The organism is Mesorhizobium sp. M0954 (assembly GCF_040319155.1).
Classification (GTDB): Bacteria; Pseudomonadota; Alphaproteobacteria; order Rhizobiales; family Rhizobiaceae; genus Mesorhizobium.
The window spans coordinates 1-17167 of record NZ_JAMYNR010000029.1 but is presented as its reverse complement, the minus strand read 5'-3'; the positions used below and the strand labels follow the sequence as shown (position 1 = coordinate 17167).

General features: G+C 61.0%; 16 protein-coding genes, 1 tRNA gene and 1 pseudogene. 7 read left to right on the top strand and 11 right to left on the bottom strand.

Annotated elements, in window-relative coordinates; all coding sequences use genetic code 11:
- Positions 1-24 precede the first annotated feature (24 nt).
- Both NKH93_RS27765 and NKH93_RS27760 read right to left on the bottom strand, forming a co-directional pair.
- Entirely contained in the window at positions 25-1248 is a 1224-nt protein-coding gene (locus NKH93_RS27765; protein ID WP_352973652.1) for a septal ring lytic transglycosylase RlpA family protein, read from the bottom strand.
- Positions 1249-1522: 274 nt separating this feature from the next.
- Positions 1523-2254 (bottom strand): hypothetical protein, encoded by a 732-nt coding sequence (locus NKH93_RS27760; RefSeq protein WP_352973651.1) that lies wholly within the window; start codon positions 2252-2254, stop codon positions 1523-1525.
- A gap of 460 nt (positions 2255-2714) precedes the next feature.
- Between NKH93_RS27760 and NKH93_RS27755 the strand changes: the two genes are divergently transcribed.
- The 4 genes from NKH93_RS27755 to rimO all read left to right on the top strand — a co-directional run bounded on the left by NKH93_RS27755 (position 2715) and on the right by rimO (position 5792).
- Positions 2715-2804 (top strand) — tRNA-Ser (locus tag NKH93_RS27755).
- Positions 2805-3079: 275 nt separating this feature from the next.
- Positions 3080-3487, top strand: coding sequence for a DUF930 domain-containing protein (locus NKH93_RS27750; protein ID WP_036238130.1), 408 nt, complete (start codon positions 3080-3082; stop codon positions 3485-3487).
- A gap of 190 nt (positions 3488-3677) precedes the next feature.
- Positions 3678-4337 (top strand): TerC family protein, encoded by a 660-nt coding sequence (locus NKH93_RS27745; protein ID WP_352973650.1) that lies wholly within the window; start codon positions 3678-3680, stop codon positions 4335-4337.
- Positions 4338-4478: 141 nt separating this feature from the next.
- The gene (gene rimO / locus NKH93_RS27740; protein ID WP_352682730.1) at positions 4479-5792 is read left to right on the top strand and encodes a 30S ribosomal protein S12 methylthiotransferase RimO; all 1314 of its coding nucleotides are present in this window, start codon (positions 4479-4481) and stop codon (positions 5790-5792) included.
- 63 nt (positions 5793-5855) lie between these two features.
- On the opposite strand, the gene NKH93_RS27735 is transcribed toward rimO, so the two are convergent.
- The 8 genes from NKH93_RS27735 to NKH93_RS27700 form a co-directional block, all read right to left on the bottom strand.
- Positions 5856-6923, bottom strand: a complete 1068-nt coding sequence (locus tag NKH93_RS27735) for a BMP family ABC transporter substrate-binding protein (RefSeq protein WP_352502446.1) — start codon at positions 6921-6923, stop codon at positions 5856-5858.
- 47 nt (positions 6924-6970) lie between these two features.
- Positions 6971-7945 (bottom strand): ABC transporter permease, encoded by a 975-nt coding sequence (locus tag NKH93_RS27730; protein WP_352448916.1) that lies wholly within the window; start codon positions 7943-7945, stop codon positions 6971-6973.
- Positions 7945-9057 carry an ABC transporter permease gene (locus NKH93_RS27725; RefSeq protein ID WP_352973669.1) on the bottom strand — a complete coding sequence of 371 codons (1113 nt, stop codon included), beginning with the start codon at positions 9055-9057 and terminating at the stop codon, positions 7945-7947. Before NKH93_RS27725 ends, NKH93_RS27730 begins: the two co-directional genes overlap by 1 nt.
- Entirely contained in the window at positions 9054-10646 is a 1593-nt protein-coding gene (locus NKH93_RS27720; protein WP_502893792.1) for an ABC transporter ATP-binding protein, read from the bottom strand. The genes NKH93_RS27725 and NKH93_RS27720 overlap by 4 nt, the downstream gene beginning before the upstream one ends.
- Before the next feature lie 152 nt (positions 10647-10798).
- Positions 10799-11776, bottom strand: a complete 978-nt coding sequence (locus NKH93_RS27715; protein WP_352766611.1) for a quinone oxidoreductase family protein — start codon at positions 11774-11776, stop codon at positions 10799-10801.
- A gap of 18 nt (positions 11777-11794) precedes the next feature.
- A complete protein-coding gene (gene pcsA, locus NKH93_RS27710) occupies positions 11795-12571 on the bottom strand; it encodes a phosphatidylcholine synthase (protein WP_502896505.1) in 777 nt (258 codons plus the stop codon).
- 35 nt (positions 12572-12606) lie between these two features.
- On the bottom strand, positions 12607-13221 hold the full coding sequence (locus NKH93_RS27705) for a DUF1326 domain-containing protein (protein ID WP_352471871.1): 615 nt from the start codon (positions 13219-13221) through the stop codon (positions 12607-12609).
- 14 nt (positions 13222-13235) lie between these two features.
- The gene (locus tag NKH93_RS27700; RefSeq protein WP_352973649.1) at positions 13236-14132 is read right to left on the bottom strand and encodes a DUF2182 domain-containing protein; all 897 of its coding nucleotides are present in this window, start codon (positions 14130-14132) and stop codon (positions 13236-13238) included.
- Positions 14133-14235: 103 nt separating this feature from the next.
- Here NKH93_RS27700 and NKH93_RS27695 point away from each other — a divergent pair, with 103 nt between their 5' ends.
- Both NKH93_RS27695 and hspQ read left to right on the top strand, forming a co-directional pair.
- Positions 14236-15420, top strand: coding sequence for a UbiH/UbiF family hydroxylase (locus tag NKH93_RS27695; RefSeq protein ID WP_352973648.1), 1185 nt, complete (start codon positions 14236-14238; stop codon positions 15418-15420).
- Positions 15421-15665: 245 nt separating this feature from the next.
- Complete coding sequence (gene hspQ, locus NKH93_RS27690; RefSeq protein WP_023675043.1) at positions 15666-15989, top strand: heat shock protein HspQ; 324 nt, start codon at positions 15666-15668, stop codon at positions 15987-15989.
- Positions 15990-16114: 125 nt separating this feature from the next.
- On the opposite strand, the gene NKH93_RS27685 is transcribed toward hspQ, so the two are convergent.
- Positions 16115-16744 (bottom strand): invasion associated locus B family protein, encoded by a 630-nt coding sequence (locus NKH93_RS27685; protein WP_352448908.1) that lies wholly within the window; start codon positions 16742-16744, stop codon positions 16115-16117.
- A 231-nt stretch (positions 16745-16975) separates the two neighbouring features.
- Here NKH93_RS27685 and NKH93_RS27680 point away from each other — a divergent pair.
- Positions 16976-17167, top strand: a pseudogene (locus NKH93_RS27680) (ABC transporter substrate-binding protein); the annotation flags it as partial.

The window sequence follows — 17167 nt, the reverse complement described above, 5'->3', positions numbered from 1 at the left end:
CGAAAAAACCAGGCAGCCCCAAGCTCAGTTGCGTACAGCAAGCGCATCCGGCGCACCATGCGACCACGCTGCCTGCAGCATCTCGTCCAGGCTGCCACGACCGTCGGCAAAGAGGTTGACCGAGTACCAGTCCTTGCCTTCAAGTTCCGAGCGCTGGATTTCGGTCTTGCCGAAGCTGGAAAGCTGGGCCGCCACACGCTCCGCTTCGGCGGCATTCTCGAATGAACCCGCCGCGACATAGGCGGTGGGCGACCCGGCTGGAGGGGCTTGCCGCTTCCATGATTGAAGAATTTCGGCGGGCGACATGCCGGCGCCATCCAGCTCGGCAAACGCGTTGGAGGCGCGTTGCACGCGTTCGTCCGCGTAAGACAGCGACGCCATGGTGAACGGCGATTGCGCCGGCAGGTTGATCTCCGGACGCTCCGGCACGATCGGGCCGAAATCGGGCAGTACAATGTCTCCCGAAGCAGATGCTTGCACCGCCATGACAGGCCGTGCATCGGATCCCTGCCCGGAATTCGTCAGCTGACCGGGGAACGGCACGGCAGCAGCGCTCACCGGCAGGCTTGGCGACGGCCCATTCATCGCGACCATGACGCCGCTGGGCAGACCGTCCGACGGATCCGGCGCCCTGTTGCCTGGGCGATACGAAGCCACCAGATACTGCCCGTCATTGCCTTCGAGCGGCGCACGGCCGACATATTCGACCTTCACCTCGGCCGTACCGACATTGGCATAATCGAGCATTTCAGCAGCGCGCTTCGACACATCGATGATGCGTCCATCATGATAGGGCCCGCGGTCGTTGACGCGCACGATCACCGAGCTGCCGGTCTTCATGTTGGTGACCCGCGCATAGCTCGGCAGCGGCATGGTCGGATGCGCCGCCGTCAGATCTGCCATGTCGTAGACTTCGCCGTTGGCCGTCAACCGGCCGTGGAAGGCCTCACCGTACCAGGATGCGAGGCCAACCTTGGCGTAACGTTTGTCTTCCTTCGGATAATACCACTTGCCGCGCACCTGATAGGGCTTGCCGAGCTGGTCGCGTCCGCGAGACATCTTGAACATGACGCGCGGGCTGGCTTTCACGCCGTATTCGGCTTCGGAAAAATATTCCTTGGAGCGAGGTTTCTTGTTGACCATCGCCCTTTGCTGCGGCCCGGCACATGCTGCAAGAAAGGCTGCCGACAAGGCAAACAGCGCGAAAGCGGAAGCGCGACGAAGACGCGGGCGCGCCGTGGTCTGCATATTTTGATTGTCCCCTTTAGCATCGACGAAGGCACCGCAGCATGAACGTCAGCGATGCCAAAGCACCCACTCCAGAAACGCCGGCGACGCCCTACCCCAATCCTTTTTGTGCGCAGGAATTGTTTATCACCGTATTAACCGATTGTGGTCGGAACCGGGCGAGATTGTGGCATGGACCGCTTCGCTGATCGGCATGAAAATCATCGCTTATCGATCAGAAACGCTCGTTGGTGGCGCACTTTGCCCCTGGCTTGGCGTATCTGCGAGCGCAGATTCAGGGACCGAAGATCACAAGTTCGGTGAACGTCAGATCTCCAGGTGCGGGTGGTCTGGGACCTTTGAAGTATTTCAGCCCCTTGTTGGGGCGGTACCATCCCACCAAGCCTGGAATCGGCTCCTTGGCGTCGACAAAGCAAACCAGGATTCCGCTTCGCAAGAGAAAGCGCCCCATCGCGCCGGCGCAGCGGCTCAAATCCGCAAGCGAGCGGCAATAGATGACCTGATGGCATCGGATAACACCGTGCAACATTCGGCGCGGCATCAACACCAGGGGGAACGCTGCTCCGTCGCAAATGCAGATCAACGACAGGCAGCCCAGCGCGGCGTGTTCCGACAGTATGTATCTCTCACTCTCGGGCAGCATCGCCAATTCCGGGAGATCGTGACGCACTTCGACCACGCGACATGACCGCTGCGCCGAACTTAAAGCCGGCAAGAAGGTAAATTGTCCGCTGGAGAAGAGCCGAAAGCCGAGCGCCCGGTTGGCTTTCAATGTCGCTTGTGCAGGCGAAATGTTCGTGTAGGTCACGTCCTTCCGCTTGAGAACCGCCGCAACCAACATGGCGCCATAGGGACGGAAATCTGCATCGACTGACCAGCTTGAAAGATTGCAGCGAATTTCCTCGCTCTCCGACCCGTGATAGCGAGCATAAAGGGTGAGCACAACGCCGACGATCCGACCGGCATGCTCCAAAGCAAAGCCATATTGTGGGAACTCGGCAACCACAGGCCGCTGCGACAAGCGGGTCAGAGCGTGTATCCAGTAACTCCGATTACGCGCCGGAAAGCCCCTGCACAGGCAATCAACCACTCCCTCCCAGTCGGTTTCGCGGACTGGTCTACAGCGAAGACCGGGCGGGAGAGCGCCAAGTACGGCCAAAATCAACTCCAGAATACGATTTACTTACATGTGCCTAACGCGCCCAACATATCAGCGCTCAACGATTAATAGTCCGTGCGGGTTTTAAAAACGATTTTCCACACTCAGCACAAACACAGCTCGCCATGACGCTGCTCACCGCCCTGGATCGCGCCGAAAGGTGCGGCCGCCACGGTTGACTTGGCGCTGAATGCGGCTTTACAGGAATGGAGCGCGAACCGGTCGGGGAACGTCCTGGTGCCTATCCGGTACCGACAGCTCGAACCCGCTCCTCTCGCGATATTCTAAGTGATTGAAAAATCACCTTGGAGGGATGGCCGAGCGGTTTAAGGCACCGGTCTTGAAAACCGGCGTGGGTGCAAGCCCACCGTGGGTTCGAATCCCACTCCCTCCGCCATATCCGTCTTCAATCCTGCAGGCATGATGTCGAGTTTTCCGCTCGTCGGATTCTCGACTGCCTGGGTTTAACAGGCCGGTCCGGTTAGGGGAGAACCGCCGCTCTGCCCCATGCCGCGCGCCACCTCTCGCGTCGCTGAAATGCGACAGGTGCTGATCATGGCAACGATACCAAAGTACCGGTGATACTATTGCGTAATCAACAACCTGCCACAAAGCGAAGACTGTCACCCGCCGCGCAGCCGCGCTTCGTCGGGTTGATTTCTCCGCCCGAATATGATGCTTCTCCCGCCCATGAATAAACTATTTTCTGCGGTCCTCGCATGGACGATAGTGGCTTGGCCGGCCAGCGCAATGGACAGCGCATTGCGCGCCGGCCTGCTGAAACTCGATCCGCAAACCCGGCTGGAGCAGCGATGCGACGCCGAAATTCTCGACCGGATTACCCGCGACGACCACAAATACAAAGCCGATCGTGTCGTCGCCTACGCTTTTGCGACGCCCGAAATGGGCGCCGATGCGATCAAGAGCCCGGGTGCTGCGTTTCGCAGCAAGGGACAGTGGTACCGGCTGAAATTCAAATGCGAAACAGCGCCGGACCATATGGAAGTCCTGCAGCTCCGCTATCGGATCGGTGATGAAATTCCGGAAAGCGACTGGCCCAAATACAATCTCTATAACTAGGCATTCGCGACCTGTGGCCGCATTTTGCCGGTGTTCGGGCCGATCGTCGCAAACTCTGTATATTGCCGCAATAACGGGCGGTTTGCCGACCTTGTTCCAACCAGTCCCTTGACGCGCAGGAACCATACACGTTAGGCCCTCCAGGCATTCGACGCGAACGGTCGGCCAACCAGCAAGGGACTTCCAGTCGATGGAAATTTTCACTGCCGCGGGCTTCTCTGCCCTGCTCCAGGTCATCGCCATCGACCTCGTGCTTGCAGGCGATAACGCCATCGTCATCGGCTTGGCCGCGGCGGGCTTGCCGGTCGAGCAGCGCAAGAGAGCGATTCTCATCGGCGTGGTGGCGGCGACGGTGCTGCGTATCGGTTTTGCTGCGATCACCGTCACCCTGTTACAGATTGTCGGCCTGCTGCTGGCCGGCGGCATCTTGCTGCTGTGGGTGTGCTGGAAGATGTATCGCGAGCTGCGCACGTCGTATGCCGACGAGGTGGAGGCGACCGAAGCGCTGTCCAATTCCGATATCAACAGCGATGATATGGTGGCCGGCAAGGCGGGCAAGAAGACCTTGGGTCAGGCGGCATTGCAGATCGTCATCGCCGACGTGTCGATGTCACTCGACAACGTGCTGGCGGTCGCCGGCGCGGCGCGCGATCACTTCCAGGTGCTGGTGATCGGCCTCGTCCTGTCGATCGCGCTGATGGGCCTTGCCGCGAGCTTTATCGCCAAGCTGCTGCACCGCCATCGCTGGATCGCCTACATCGGCCTTTTGATCATCTTCTATGTCGCACTCGATATGATCTATCGAGGCGCTGTGGAAGTATTGCCGCATGTCAGCAGTGCGATGAGCTGACGCATCGACTCGAACACGCATCGGCCGGGCCTTTCAGCTTCGGCGACGCTGGCGATTGCGTTTCGCCGCAGCCGCCGCCCATACCAATGCGGCGACAAGTGTGATACTGCGCCGCCAATCCTGAAAATCCGGAAAGCTTTGATGTCCGCCCCTCGCGTCAGTTTCGTCAGCCTTGGATGCCCGAAAGCCCTTGTGGATTCGGAGCGCATTATCACGCGCCTGCGCGCCGAGGGCTACGAGATCGCCCGCAAGCACGACGGCGCCGACCTGGTCGTCGTCAACACCTGTGGCTTCCTCGATTCGGCTCGCGATGAATCGCTCAACGCCATCGGCTCGGCACTTTCGGAGAATGGCAAAGTTATTGTCACCGGCTGCCTCGGCGCCGAGCCGGACATCATCCGTGAAAGACATCCCAACGTCCTCGCCATCACCGGACCACAAGCTTATGAAAGCGTGATGAGGGCGGTGCATGAGGCTGCCCCCCCGAGCCACGATCCCTACATCGACCTTTTGCCGCCGCAAGGGGTCAAGCTCACGCCGCGCCACTATGCGTATCTCAAGATTTCGGAAGGTTGCAACAACCGCTGCACCTTCTGCATCATTCCGGCGCTGCGTGGCGACCTCGTATCGCGGCCGGCCGCCGACGTGTTGCGCGAAGCCGAGAAGCTGGCCAAGGCCGGGGTCAAGGAGATCCTCGTCATCTCGCAGGATACCAGCGCCTACGGCATCGATATCAAATACCAGACCAGCATGTTCGGCGATCGCGAAGTGCGGGCGAAATTCCTCGATCTATCGGAAGAACTGGGCAAGCTCGGTGTCTGGGTGCGCATGCACTATGTCTATCCCTACCCGCATGTCGCGGACGTCATCCCACTGATGGCCGAAGGCAAGATTCTTCCCTATCTCGATATCCCATTCCAGCACGCCTCGCCGCAGGTGCTGAAGAACATGCGCCGGCCCGCTCATGGCGAAAAGACGCTCGAGCGCATTCGCGGCTGGCGCGACGTCTGCCCGGACCTTGCCATCCGCTCCACCTTCATCGTCGGCTTCCCCGGCGAGACGGACGACGACTTCGAGATGCTGCTCGACTGGCTGGACGAGGCCAAGATCGACCGCGCCGGCTGTTTCAAATACGAGCCGGTCAGAGGCGCCCGCTCCAACGAGCTCGGCCTCGAGCAAGTGCCGCAGGAGATCAAGGAAGCCCGCTGGCACCGCTTCATGCAGCGCCAGCAGAAGATTTCGGCAACGCAGCTAACCAAGAAAATTGGCAAGCGACTGCCGGTCCTGATCGACGAGGCGCATGGCAATTCGGCCAAGGGCCGGACCAAATACGATGCGCCCGAAATCGACGGTTCGGTCCATATCCAGTCGCGGCGGCCACTGCGCGCCGGCGACATCGTCACGGTCAAGGTCGAGCGCGCCGACGCTTACGACCTTTACGGCTCAGCAGTCTGATATTCCGTCCAAAATGAAAAGGGCGCCGCGTGGCGCCCTTTCGTTCGATATGTTTCCGACCGCCTACTGCGGCAGCTTGTCGTCGACGCCCTTCACGTAGAAATTCATGCCGAGCAACGTGGCGTCGTCGGCGACCTCGCCCTCCTTCAGCCAAGGTGTGCCGTCCTGCTTGGCGACCGGCCCGGTGAAGGGGTTCCAGCCGTCGGCGATCTTCTTGGTGGTGGCTTCGGCCATCGCCTTGACGTCGTCGGGCATGTTGGTGAACGGCGCCAGCTTGACGGCGCCGTCCTTAATGCCGAGCCAGACATTATCGGGCTTCCAGGTGCCGTCGAGCGCCGCCTGGACGCGGCTGATGTAGTAGGGGCCCCACTCGTCGGTCAGCGCGGTCAGCTGCGCGTGCGGCGCGAACTTGATCATGTCGGAGGACTGGCCGAAGCCGTGCAGCTTGCGCTCTTCCGCCACCTGCAAGGCAGCGGTCGAGTCGGTGTGCTGGACGATGATATCGGCGCCCTGGTCGAACAATGCCTTGGCAGCATCGGCCTCCTTGCCCGGATCGAACCAGGAGTTCACCCACACGATCTTCGCCTTGAAGTTCGGGTTGATCGACTGTGCGCCGAGCATAAAGGAATTTATGCCCATCACCACTTCCGGGATCGGGAAGGAAACGATGTAGCCGGCGACGCCCGACTTCGATTGCTTGGCGGCGATCTGGCCAAGCACGTAACGGCCTTCGTAGAAACGCGCATTGTAGATGCCGAGATTTTCGGCGGTCTTGTAGCCGGTGGCGTGCTCGAACATCACCTTGGGGAATTTCTTGGCGATCTTCACTTCCGGGTCCATGAAGCCGAAGGACGTGCCGAAAATGATCTTGCATCCCTCGCGCGCCAGGCGCTCGAAGGCGCGGTCGGCATCGGGGCCTTCGGAGACGTTTTCGAGATAGGCGGTCTCGACCTTGTCGCCGAGCGCCTTTTCCACCTCGAGGCGGCCTTGGTCGTGCTGGTAGGAGTAGCCGAAATCGCCGATCGGGCCGGTGTAGACCCAGCACGCCTTCAGCTTGTCCGCCGCCTCGGCTGATGCCGCCAGCGACAATGCGGCCGTCGCCGCCATCAGGGCAATAAGCAGTTTTTTCATTGTGTTACCTCTCTGAGTTAAGCCTTGGAGCTTCCGTCTTTTTGTTGTCAACGATCCGGAACGAATGGCTGGCCCAAGGAGGCCGGCGTGTTCATCATCGTCAAACGCTTGTTGCGCGAGATTAGAACGAGAACCACGACGGTTGCCAGATAGGGCAGCGAAGAAAGCAGTTGCGAGGGAAACGATTTTAAGAACGCAATTAACTTGTAGAGCAACCAGGGCGCGTCGACGAAGTCCTGCAGATTTATGGCTTGGACGTGAAGCTGGCCAACCCAGATCGCGCCGAAAATATAGGCGCCGGCCAGCACCCGCCAGGGCCGCCAGGAGGCGAAGACGACCAGAGCCAGCGCGATCCAGCCGCGGCCGGCGGTCATGTTCTCCACCCATTGCGGTGTGTAGACCAGCGATAGGTGACCGCCGGCGAGGCCGGCACAAGCGCCGCCGAAAATCACTGAGAGATAGCGGTAGCGGATGACATGGATGCCAAGCGCATGGGCGGATGCATGGCTGTCGCCGATCGAGCGCAGCGTGAGCCCGGTGCGGGTCTTGAACAGGAACCACATGACGGCGGCGGTCAGCGCGATCGAGATGTAGAAGATTGGATCCTGGCCGAACAGCAGCCTGCCAACGACCGGGATTGCGGTCAGGCCGGGAATATCGAGGTTTGGCAGCCTTTCGCCGGGCTGGCCGACAAAATTCGTTCCCATCATGCCGGAAAGGCCGAGGCCGAGCAGTGTCAGCGACAGGCCGGTGGCCACCTGATTGGTGGCCAGCGACAGCGTCATGACGGCGAACAGCAGCGAGAACACTGCCCCCATGGTGATTGCCGCCAACAGCCCTATCCAAGGCGAGCCGGTGAGATAGCCGGCGCCGAAACCGCCGACGGCACCCATGATCATCATTCCTTCGACGCCGAGATTGAGCACACCCGAACGTTCGACCACCAGTTCGCCGATCGCCGCGATCAGCAGCGGCGTCGCCGCCGTAGCGATGGTCAAAAGGATGTTGACGGTGATGTCCATCAGCGGGCTTCCTCCAGCTTCGGCCCTGCCTCGAGCTTCGGCGCGGAAAAGCCGGTCAGGCGAATGCGGTAATGGATGAGCGTGTCGCAGCCGAGCACGAAGAACAAAAGCATGCCCTGGAACACGCGCGCCACCTTGTCGGAGATGCCGAGCGCGCTTTGCACTGCCTCGCCGCCCAGATAGGTCAGCGCCAGCACAAGGCCTGCGGCGACGATGCCGAGCGGATTGAGCCGGCCGAGAAATGCCACGATGATAGCGGTAAATCCGTAGCCGGGCGAGATCACCGGCTGCAATTGTCCGATGGCTCCCGAGACCTCCGAAATCCCTGCAAGTCCGGCCAGTGCGCCCGACAGCAGGAAGGCAAAGAAGACCATGCGGTTAAGGCCAAACCCGGCGAAGCGCCCTGCCCTCGGGCTTGAGCCGAGCACGCGGACCTCGAAGCCTTTCAGCATACGGCTCATCAGGATCCAGATCAGTATCGCCGCGATCAGCGCGAAGACAAATCCCCAGTTTGCCCGGCCGGATTCCGGGAGGAGTTCCGGCAGTATCGCCGAGTCGTTGAACTGGATGGTCTGCGGGAAACCATGGCCCTGCGGATCGCGCCACGGCCCGCGTACGAGCCAATCGAGGAAGAGCTGGGCGACATAGACCAGCATCAGGCTGGTCAGGATCTCGTTGGTGTTGAAGCGCGTCTTCAGCAGTGCCGGGATTGCAGCATAGGCGGCCCCACCGACCATGCCGAGCAGAAGCATCAGCGGCAGCACCAATGGGCCTTCGAACTGCGGAAACAGCACGGGGATGATCGAGCCGACAATGCCGCCCAGGATGAACTGGCCTTCGGCGCCGATGTTCCAGGTGTTGGCCTTGTAGCAGACCGACAGTCCGACGGCGATCAGGATCAGGGGGGCGGCCTTGATCGCCAGCTCATGCAACTGCCAGACCTGGCTGATCGGTTCGATGAAGTAGATGCGGAACGCGGTCAACGGGTTGACGCCGAGCAGCGCGAACATGATGGCACCGGCAATGATCGTCAAAACGAAAGCGATGAAAGGCGAGAGTGCCGAAAACAGCATCGAGCGCTGCGGGCGTTTTACAAGTTCGAGGCGCATCAGGCCGTCTCCAGCGTATGTTCGGCATGACCGGGTTCGGCGCCGCCCATCAGCAGCCCGATTTTCTCGAATGTCGCTTCAGCTATCGGCAGCGGCTTCGACAGTTCGCCATTGTGCATGACCGTGATCGCATCGGAAATCTCGAACAGCTCGTCGAGGTCCTGGCTGATCACCAGCACCGCCGAGCCGCTGCGCGCCAGTTCGATCAGCGCCTGGCGGATGTGGGCCGCCGCACCCGCGTCGACCCCCCAGGTCGGCTGATTGACCACCAAGACGCTCGGCCGGCGGTCGAGTTCGCGGCCGACGATGAATTTCTGCAGATTGCCGCCCGAAAGAGCCGCAGCCTCCGGATCCGGCGCGCTCTTGCGCACGTCCATCGCCTTTATGATGCGCTGGGCAGCGGTATGGATCGCATCGCCCTTGACCATTCCACCGGCGCCGACAAACATCTTGCCATCGGTGGCGTGGCGCGACAGAAGCAGGTTCTCCGAAAGCTTCATGCGCGGTGCTGCGCCATGGCCGAGCCGCTCTTCCGGGACGAAGGCAGCGCCCATCAGACGCCTGCCGGTGATGGTGAGGCCGCCGGCATCCTTGCCGCGGATGCGGACCGAGCCGGCATCCTGCTGCAGCACCTCGCCGGAAACGGACTCGAAGAATTCGCCCTGGCCGTTGCCGGCGACACCGGCAATGCCGATCACCTCGCCGGCGCGGACCTCGAGATTGATGTTCCTGAGCGGGATCGAGAACGGGGTCGCCGGCTTGCGGGTGAGTTCGCGGATTTGAAGCAGCACCGGCGCGGTCTCGATACCCTCGGCCGGCGCCCGCACCACGGCCAGCACTTCGTTGCCGACCATCATCCGCGCCAACGAAGACGCGGTTTCCTGGCGCGGATTGCAATGGCCGACCACCTTGCCGTGACGCAGCACGGTGGCGCGGTCGCAGATCCGTTTGACCTCTTCCAGCCGGTGCGAAATGTAGAGGATAGACTTTCCTTCCGAACGCAGCCGTTCGAGCGTCTCGAACAACTTATCGGCCTCCTGCGGCGTCAGCACCGAAGTTGGTTCGTCGAGTATGATGAGTTGCGGCGTCTGCAGCAGGCAGCGGATGATTTCGATACGCTGACGCTCGCCGACCGACAGATCACCGACCAGCGATAGCGGATCGAGAGGCAGGCCGTAACTGTAGGAGAGCGCCCTCGCCTTGGCCGCGATCGTGCTGATCGGCGAGCCGTCATCCAGCGACAGCGCGATGTTCTCCGCCGCCGTCAGCGCTTCGAACAGGGAAAAATGCTGGAAAACCATGCCGATGCCAAGCTTTTTTGCGGTGCCGGGGCTGGTGATCCTGACCGCCTGGCCATTCCAGAAAATCTCGCCGGAATTCGGTTCCAGCGATCCAAACAGCATTTTCACCAAGGTCGACTTGCCGGCGCCGTTCTCGCCAAGCAACGCATGGATCTCGCCCTTGGCGATGTTGAGATCGACATGGTCGCACGCCGTCAACGTGCCGAATATCTTTGTGAGGCCGCGAACCTCAAGCAGGTTTGCGCCGTCCTGATCTGCACTCACGGTGCCTCCATCTGGTTTGCCAGACATGTTCTGTGTTCCCGCAACCATCGTATGCGCGGGCTGCTCTCTACGGTAAGCGCCTCACGACTTGAAAGAGCTTCAAGAATTTCAGCGGAAACTCAAGCGGTAAAGAGCAGTTCGCAAGAACGCCGGCGTCGGCGGCCCGAAACGGCGGGCACCTAAGGGATAAGTATTGTTGTCCCGGTGGTCCGGCGCCCTTCGAGATCGGAATGCGCTTTGCCGGCCTCGCTGAGCGCGTAACGCTGGTTGATCTTGATCTTGACGGCGCCGCTGAGCACCACGTCGAACAAGGCGGTGGCGGAAGCCTCGAGGTCCTCGCGCCTGGCATTATAGACGAACAGCGTCGGCCGCGTTGCGAACAGCGAGCCCTTCTGCGCCAGCAACGAGATGCTGAAGGGCGGGATCGGCCCAGACGATTGACCGAAGCTGACGAAAGTGCCGAGCGGCCGCAGGCAATCGAGCGAGGCTGGAAATGTGTCGTTGCCGACTGAATCGTAGACAACGTCGCATTTCTTGCCACCGGTGATAGCGGCAACGCCGGCCACGAAATCCTGTTCGCGATAGTTGATCACGTGGTCGAAGCCATGCGCCTTGGCGAGCTCGATCTTGTCGGTGGAACTCGCCGTGCCGATCACTGTCGCGCCAAGATGCTTGGCCCATTGGCCGAGGATCAGCCCGACACCGCCCGCCGCCGCATGAAACAGGATCGTGTCGCCGGCTTTCACCTTGAATGTACGGCGCAACAGATATTCGGCGGTCATGCCCTTTAGCATCATGGCTGCGGCCTGTTCGTCACTGATGCCGTCCGGCACCTTCACCACGCGGTCGGCGGCGATCACGCGCTGCCCGGCATAGGCGCCGGTCGTCACGGCGTAGGCGATGCGATCGCCGGGTTTGAGCCAGTCGACATCCGAGCCGACATCCAAGACCACGCCGGCCGCCTCGCCGCCAGGGATCAGCGGAAATCCGCCCTGCGGCGGATAAAGGCCAGAGCGATAATAGACGTCGATGAAATTGAGACCGATCGCGGTATGCTTGACCAGGATCTGTCCCGAGCCCGGCTGCCCGGGATCGGCATCCTCATAGGTCAGGACCTCCGGGCCGCCATGGGCATGGATGCGGATCGCTTTGGACATCTTCTGGCTCTCTTGGGATCAGGCTTTCTTATCCGGCTTGGCGCCGAGATTTGGGAAGAACTGCATGATAGCGCCGATGCAGGCGAGGTAAAGCCCGGTGAACGTAATCCCGAACTTGATGAAATCGCTGACCTGCTCGCCCAGCACGCCGATCTGGTCGTAGAAGGAGGCAAGTGCGGCCTGCGCCAGCGCCAGCGCGCCGAAAGCGCACCAAAGCAGCGTCATGCCGAGATTGATTGGCCGCAGCCGCTTCACCCGCACCGGATGGATGAAATTGATCGGCACGAAGGTGAGAATGCCGGCCACCACGACCACGGCGAAAGAAACCCATTGTCCGGGCTCGATGACGAACAGCGTGAACACCACCATGTTCCAGACGACCGGAAAGCCCTTGAAGAAATTCTCCTTCGTCTTCATGCCGGTATCGGCATAGTAGATTGCGCTCGACACCACGATGATCGCCGCCGACAGGAACGACAGGCGCTCGCCCATGAAACCGCGCTGATAGAGCGCGAAGGCCGGAATCAACACGTAGGTCACGTAATCGATGATGTTGTCGAGCAGTTCGCCCGACCAAGTCGGCAGGATTTCCTTGACATCGAGCTTCCTGGCGATCGGCCCGTCGATGCCGTCGACGAAAAGCGCCAGCCCCAGCCACCAGAACATCGCCGTCCAGCGCTGCTCGCTTGCTGCCACCAGCGACAGAAACGCCAGGAATGAGCCCGACGCGGTCAACAGATGGACCGAGAACGCCCGCGCCTGAGGCCATGTGACTTTCTTCTTCGGCCGCGGAATCCGGTCGGCGATTTTCCTGGCCGTCGTCTTCTTGCTCACGGGCCCCGCCAGTCCAGCTTGCAGATTTCGGCCGAACGGCCAGCAAAGTTCCAGTTGCGGCCAAAGGCCCGCATTTTGCTCTTGTCGGATTTGGCGACGATGATTTCCGGCGCAATCCAGTATTCCGAATTGCTGATGACCGTATCCTTGTCGCGATCCTTGCCGGTAATTGGCGTCACCGCACCATCGATGATCTTCGGTATCTGAAAGATGCGTGTTTTCTCACGCGTCTCGTAGGTGATCGGCACCTGCTCGGCACCGAGGAACTGTCCGACCAGGATGGAGAGCAGCGATGTGGTTCCACCGGCCTTGCCGGTGAATATCTTCGTCAGTCCCTTCACAGCGTAAACCGAGGCGCGCTTGTCGATGAACAGGCCCGCCGTCCAGTTGCCGCGGCTCATATAACCGGGGATTTCCATGACCAGCCCAAGATTGAGGCCGGACAGGTCGACCTCGCCGAAATGGCCGGCATCGATCCGGAACCCCGCCCAGGTTTGGCAATAGCCTTCCGTAGGCGGATGATTGCCGAGCGAAAGAACGCAAGGGCAAAAAACCGTGCAATTGCAGGAAAGGATGAGCTCTCCCTTCATTGCCCAGTTTTGATCTGTCATCGAATTCTCCCCCCTCATGCCGAGACTACTAGTAGCGCGGCTGCCCAGACAAGCAGTATCGCACCGCCCAACCGCGTCGGCAGATTGCCTGCCGTCTGTTTTTCGACCAGGCTGAACAAGCCGATCAGCGCCATCCAGAACACGTTCATCACACCGACGGCAAACATTACCAGCATCAGCGCCCAGCAGCATCCAAGGCACCACAGGCCCTGCTCCATACCGAGCCGGAAAATGCGAATGGGCCTGGCGCTCCAGTTGGCGAACAGGACCGAGAACGGATTTCTGCACTTCTCCAGACAGGCTTCCTTCAGCCAGCTGAACTGATAGAGACCAGCAATCGACAGCGCGGCTGCTCCGGCAATTCCAAGCAGCGGATCGAGCATCTGCCCGGATGACACGAATGCATGGACTGCGAGCGTCAGGGCAGCGAATATTGCCGAGGCGGCAAGCCAGACGCTCAAATATCCAGCGACCAGGATCAGCGGATGGGCAACGGGTTCCCCCTTGATCCGGGCGGTATCTGCGATCTCGCAATAGGTGCGGATCATCGGCGCCGCGGAGGGCAGCATGGTCGCGATGGCCATCAACAGCCACATCGCGGTGAGTGCCCCGCCTTGCGCGCCTACGCTTGCGCGAAGCGGCGCCGGCGCAAGGCAAAGGGCGAAGAAACGCGCAAGGAAATCCGGCAGCGGCAGTTGCGGCAGGTATTCCAGCACGGCGTCGCCGGGTACATCGGCGCCCGGGAGCCGGCTCACCGCCCCCCGAACTGCCATTGCGCCGAGAAGGAGCCAGGCAAGGGCGATGCCCATGCCGGCAACGACGCCCACCGTCAGTCGAGGGCTGCATGCAACGCTCGCCATCGCGCGGCCGGTGCCGTCGAGGTGGCTGAAATCGTCTTGTTGGCTGGTCATGGCAACCGAATGGGCCGAATCGCCGCGTTGATCAAGCCGCATCACCTGACCTATATGGACCAGCAGGCCGGACGGGCCTCACCTCGCAATCCGGAAGCCGAATTTGAACCATCGGGAAACAGCACGGATACTGGTCGCCGGCAGCGGCCCTGCGGGGCTGATCGCGGCGCTTGGCTTTGCCGAGGCGGGTTTTCCCGTGACGCTCGTCGGACCCGACGCCGCCGGCCCCGACGGCCGGACGACAGCCTTGATGAACCCTGCCCTGAAGATGTTCGAACGGCTAGGGATCTTCGACGGAATCAGGCCGCACGCAGCGCCGCTCAAGGTGATGCGTATCGTTGACGCAACCAACCGGCTGATCCGCAGCCCGACAGTGACCTTTCGCGCCAGCGAGATCAACGAAGAGCAATTCGGGCTGAACTTGCCCAACAGCGTTCTCAACCGCATGCTAGCCGAGGCTGTCGCGCATTCGGGCATCGAATGGCGAAAGTCGATGGTGGAGGCATGGCGCCTCGATGCCGACCATGCCCATGCCGTTCTCGCCGACGGCAGCGAGGTTGAGGCATCGTTGGCAGTTGCCGCCGATGGCCGTCAGTCGCCGGCCCGCGAGGCAGCCGGCATCCGCACCTCGATCCGATCCTATCCGCAGGCGGCGTTGGTGCTCAATTTCGGTCACCGCAGCGACCATGCCTTCACCTCGACCGAATTCCACACCGAGACCGGTCCGTTCACACAGGTTCCCCTGCCCGGCAACCGGTCCAGCCTTGTCTGGGTGCTCGAATCCAATATCGCCAAGGACCTTGCAGCACTCGACGACGCCGAGCTTTCGACGCGGGTCGAACAGCGAATGCAATCGATGTTGGGCCGCGTGTCGGTTGAGCCCGGCCGGCAGATCTACCCACTTTCAGCGGTGAGCCCGTGGCGGTTTGCGCAGCGCCGCGTGGCACTTGTCGGTGAAGCCGCCCACGTGTTTCCCCCAATTGGCGCGCAAGGCCTCAATCTCGGCATTCGGGACATCGACGACCTGATTGGTGCCGCAAGCAGAAACCGCTCGGACCCGGGCGCCCCCAAGGCGCTTGCAGCCTATGATTTCAAGCGGCGGCCGGACATTCTGGCGCGCAGCAGCGCGGTCAACCTGCTCAACATGTCGTTGCTTTCCGACATGCTGCCGGCTCAGATGGTGCGCAGCGCTGGCCTTGGCGCGCTTGAGCGGTTTGCGCCGTTACGGGCGTTTTTCATGCGCGAGGGTCTTCGACCCGGCAGCGGTTTTGCGGCGTTTTTTGGCTGATTGCGAAAACCGGCTGAGCGATAGCGATCTTGGCCACCGCCCTTGATCCGCATCTCGCGATGCTCAACCCGGCATCAAGGGGATCGGGATTGAATTGACGCCGCGTCTGCGCCAAATAATGACGATGTCGACCTTAAGGTCTGGGCCAATCTTTGCCGGACCGGTGCGTAAGAATCTAAAGTCCTGGAGCGTTCCTTGCGTGTTCCGAGATGCGTGGCGTTCAAGAAGTTCAAGTGGTGAGTGCGATGAAGACAGCCAAATTCTCGATCGGACAGGTGGTTCGGCACCGGCTGTTTCCGTTCCGCGGCGTCATTTTCGACGTCGATCCGCAATTCGCCAATACTGACGAATGGTACGAGGCGATCCCCGCTGACGTGCGGCCGCGCAAGGACCAGCCTTTCTATCATCTGCTCGCCGAGAATTCCGAAACAGAATACATCGCCTATGTGTCCGAGCAGAATTTACTCGAGGACCGGTCGGGCGAACCGGTCCGGCATCCGCAGATTGGTGAAATGTTCGACAAGAAGCCGGACGGGCGCTACGAGCCGAAGCACCAATTGAGACATTGACTTAGCCGGGATCTGGCTGGGCTGGGACTGGTTTGAGACTTGGCTGAACGCGACAAACGGCCGGTCCAAACGAAAAAAGCGGGGTATGAGCCCCCGCTTTTTTTGTTGGTTCGAAAACCCGTCGATCAGTTGGCGGCCTTCGCCTTTTCCTGCTCTTCCTTGAGCTTCTTGGCAAAGTCCTGATTGTTCTTGGCGACGAACTCCTGGAGCTTCTTCTGCCGGTCCTCGATGTCCGACTGCTGCAGCGGCGGGCCGTCGAAGGCGCCGCTGAAGCCGGTCAGCGCAATCTTGATCGGGTTCGGCTGGTTCTGGAAATTGACCGAGGTGAGCGTCAGCGCCGATCCCTTCTTGAAGGATGCGACAAGCTGATCGCTCAGCGGCACTTCCGCCACGCAGCGATCCGGAAAACAAATCACATAGTCGAGCTTCTGCGCCTTGCCGCCGTCGATCTGGAGGCCGATGCCGGGAGGAACGAGACGGCCGGTCGGAACCGTCACCTGGAACACCTTGCGGTTCACCTTGCCCTTCAATTCGATCAGGCTGACGCCGGTGATGAGCTGGCCGTTGCCGGCGGTGGTAATGTTCTGGACATTGCAGATGTCGACGTCTTCCTGCTTGGTGCAGGCCTTGAACCAGCCTTGCGGAATCTGCTGTTGCTGCTGCGCGGAAGCAGCGGGAATCCCGGCGCCCAGAATGCCGACCACGCCAGCGGCCATGACCGACAGGCGGTACGCGTTGCTGTTCAGGCTCGTCATGTCGTGCATTCCTCTCAAATGATCCCGGAACCGGCTTTTTTCATGCCGTGTGGTCCAGCTACCTGTTGCCGAAATGAGGCAACAGAATGACTTCGGACGGCGTGTTACACTGCAAGCGGTGCCGAATCCAGCCCGGGTCTCGCGAATCTTGGCCAAGGGATAGGCTCAAGGGGTTGGCCGGTGCACGACCGGCTCATGTATGCTGCGCATCGAATCGGGAAGGAGACGGTCATGGGCCGCGTTGTCGTTTGGCTGATCGCCGCAATCTTGTTTGTCGGCCTTTCCCTGCAGCCGGCTCTGTCGGAACCGAAGCACGCGCTTGCCATGCAGGGCGAGCCGGCGCTGCCGGCCGACTATGATCATTTCAATTACGTCAATCCCGACGCGCCGAAAGGCGGCAGCATTACCTATTGCGTCGTCGGC

Excerpts from the sequence above, each read along its gene's own strand:
- NKH93_RS27765 (WP_352973652.1), bottom strand. The coding sequence starts at position 1,248 with ATGCAGACCACGGCGCGCCCGCGTCTTCGTCGCGCTTCCGCTTTCGCG.
- NKH93_RS27750 (WP_036238130.1), top strand. The coding sequence starts at position 3,080 with ATGATGCTTCTCCCGCCCATGAATAAACTATTTTCTGCGGTCCTCGCA.
- NKH93_RS27745 (WP_352973650.1), top strand. The coding sequence starts at position 3,678 with ATGGAAATTTTCACTGCCGCGGGCTTCTCTGCCCTGCTCCAGGTCATC.
- rimO (WP_352682730.1), top strand. The coding sequence starts at position 4,479 with ATGTCCGCCCCTCGCGTCAGTTTCGTCAGCCTTGGATGCCCGAAAGCC.
- NKH93_RS27735 (WP_352502446.1), bottom strand. The coding sequence starts at position 6,923 with ATGAAAAAACTGCTTATTGCCCTGATGGCGGCGACGGCCGCATTGTCG.
- NKH93_RS27730 (WP_352448916.1), bottom strand. The coding sequence starts at position 7,945 with ATGGACATCACCGTCAACATCCTTTTGACCATCGCTACGGCGGCGACG.
- NKH93_RS27720 (WP_502893792.1), bottom strand. The coding sequence starts at position 10,646 with ATGTCTGGCAAACCAGATGGAGGCACCGTGAGTGCAGATCAGGACGGC.
- NKH93_RS27715 (WP_352766611.1), bottom strand. The coding sequence starts at position 11,776 with ATGTCCAAAGCGATCCGCATCCATGCCCATGGCGGCCCGGAGGTCCTG.
- NKH93_RS27705 (WP_352471871.1), bottom strand. The coding sequence starts at position 13,221 with ATGACAGATCAAAACTGGGCAATGAAGGGAGAGCTCATCCTTTCCTGC.
- NKH93_RS27700 (WP_352973649.1), bottom strand. The coding sequence starts at position 14,132 with ATGACCAGCCAACAAGACGATTTCAGCCACCTCGACGGCACCGGCCGC.
- hspQ (WP_023675043.1), top strand. The coding sequence starts at position 15,666 with ATGAAGACAGCCAAATTCTCGATCGGACAGGTGGTTCGGCACCGGCTG.
- NKH93_RS27685 (WP_352448908.1), bottom strand. The coding sequence starts at position 16,744 with ATGACGAGCCTGAACAGCAACGCGTACCGCCTGTCGGTCATGGCCGCT.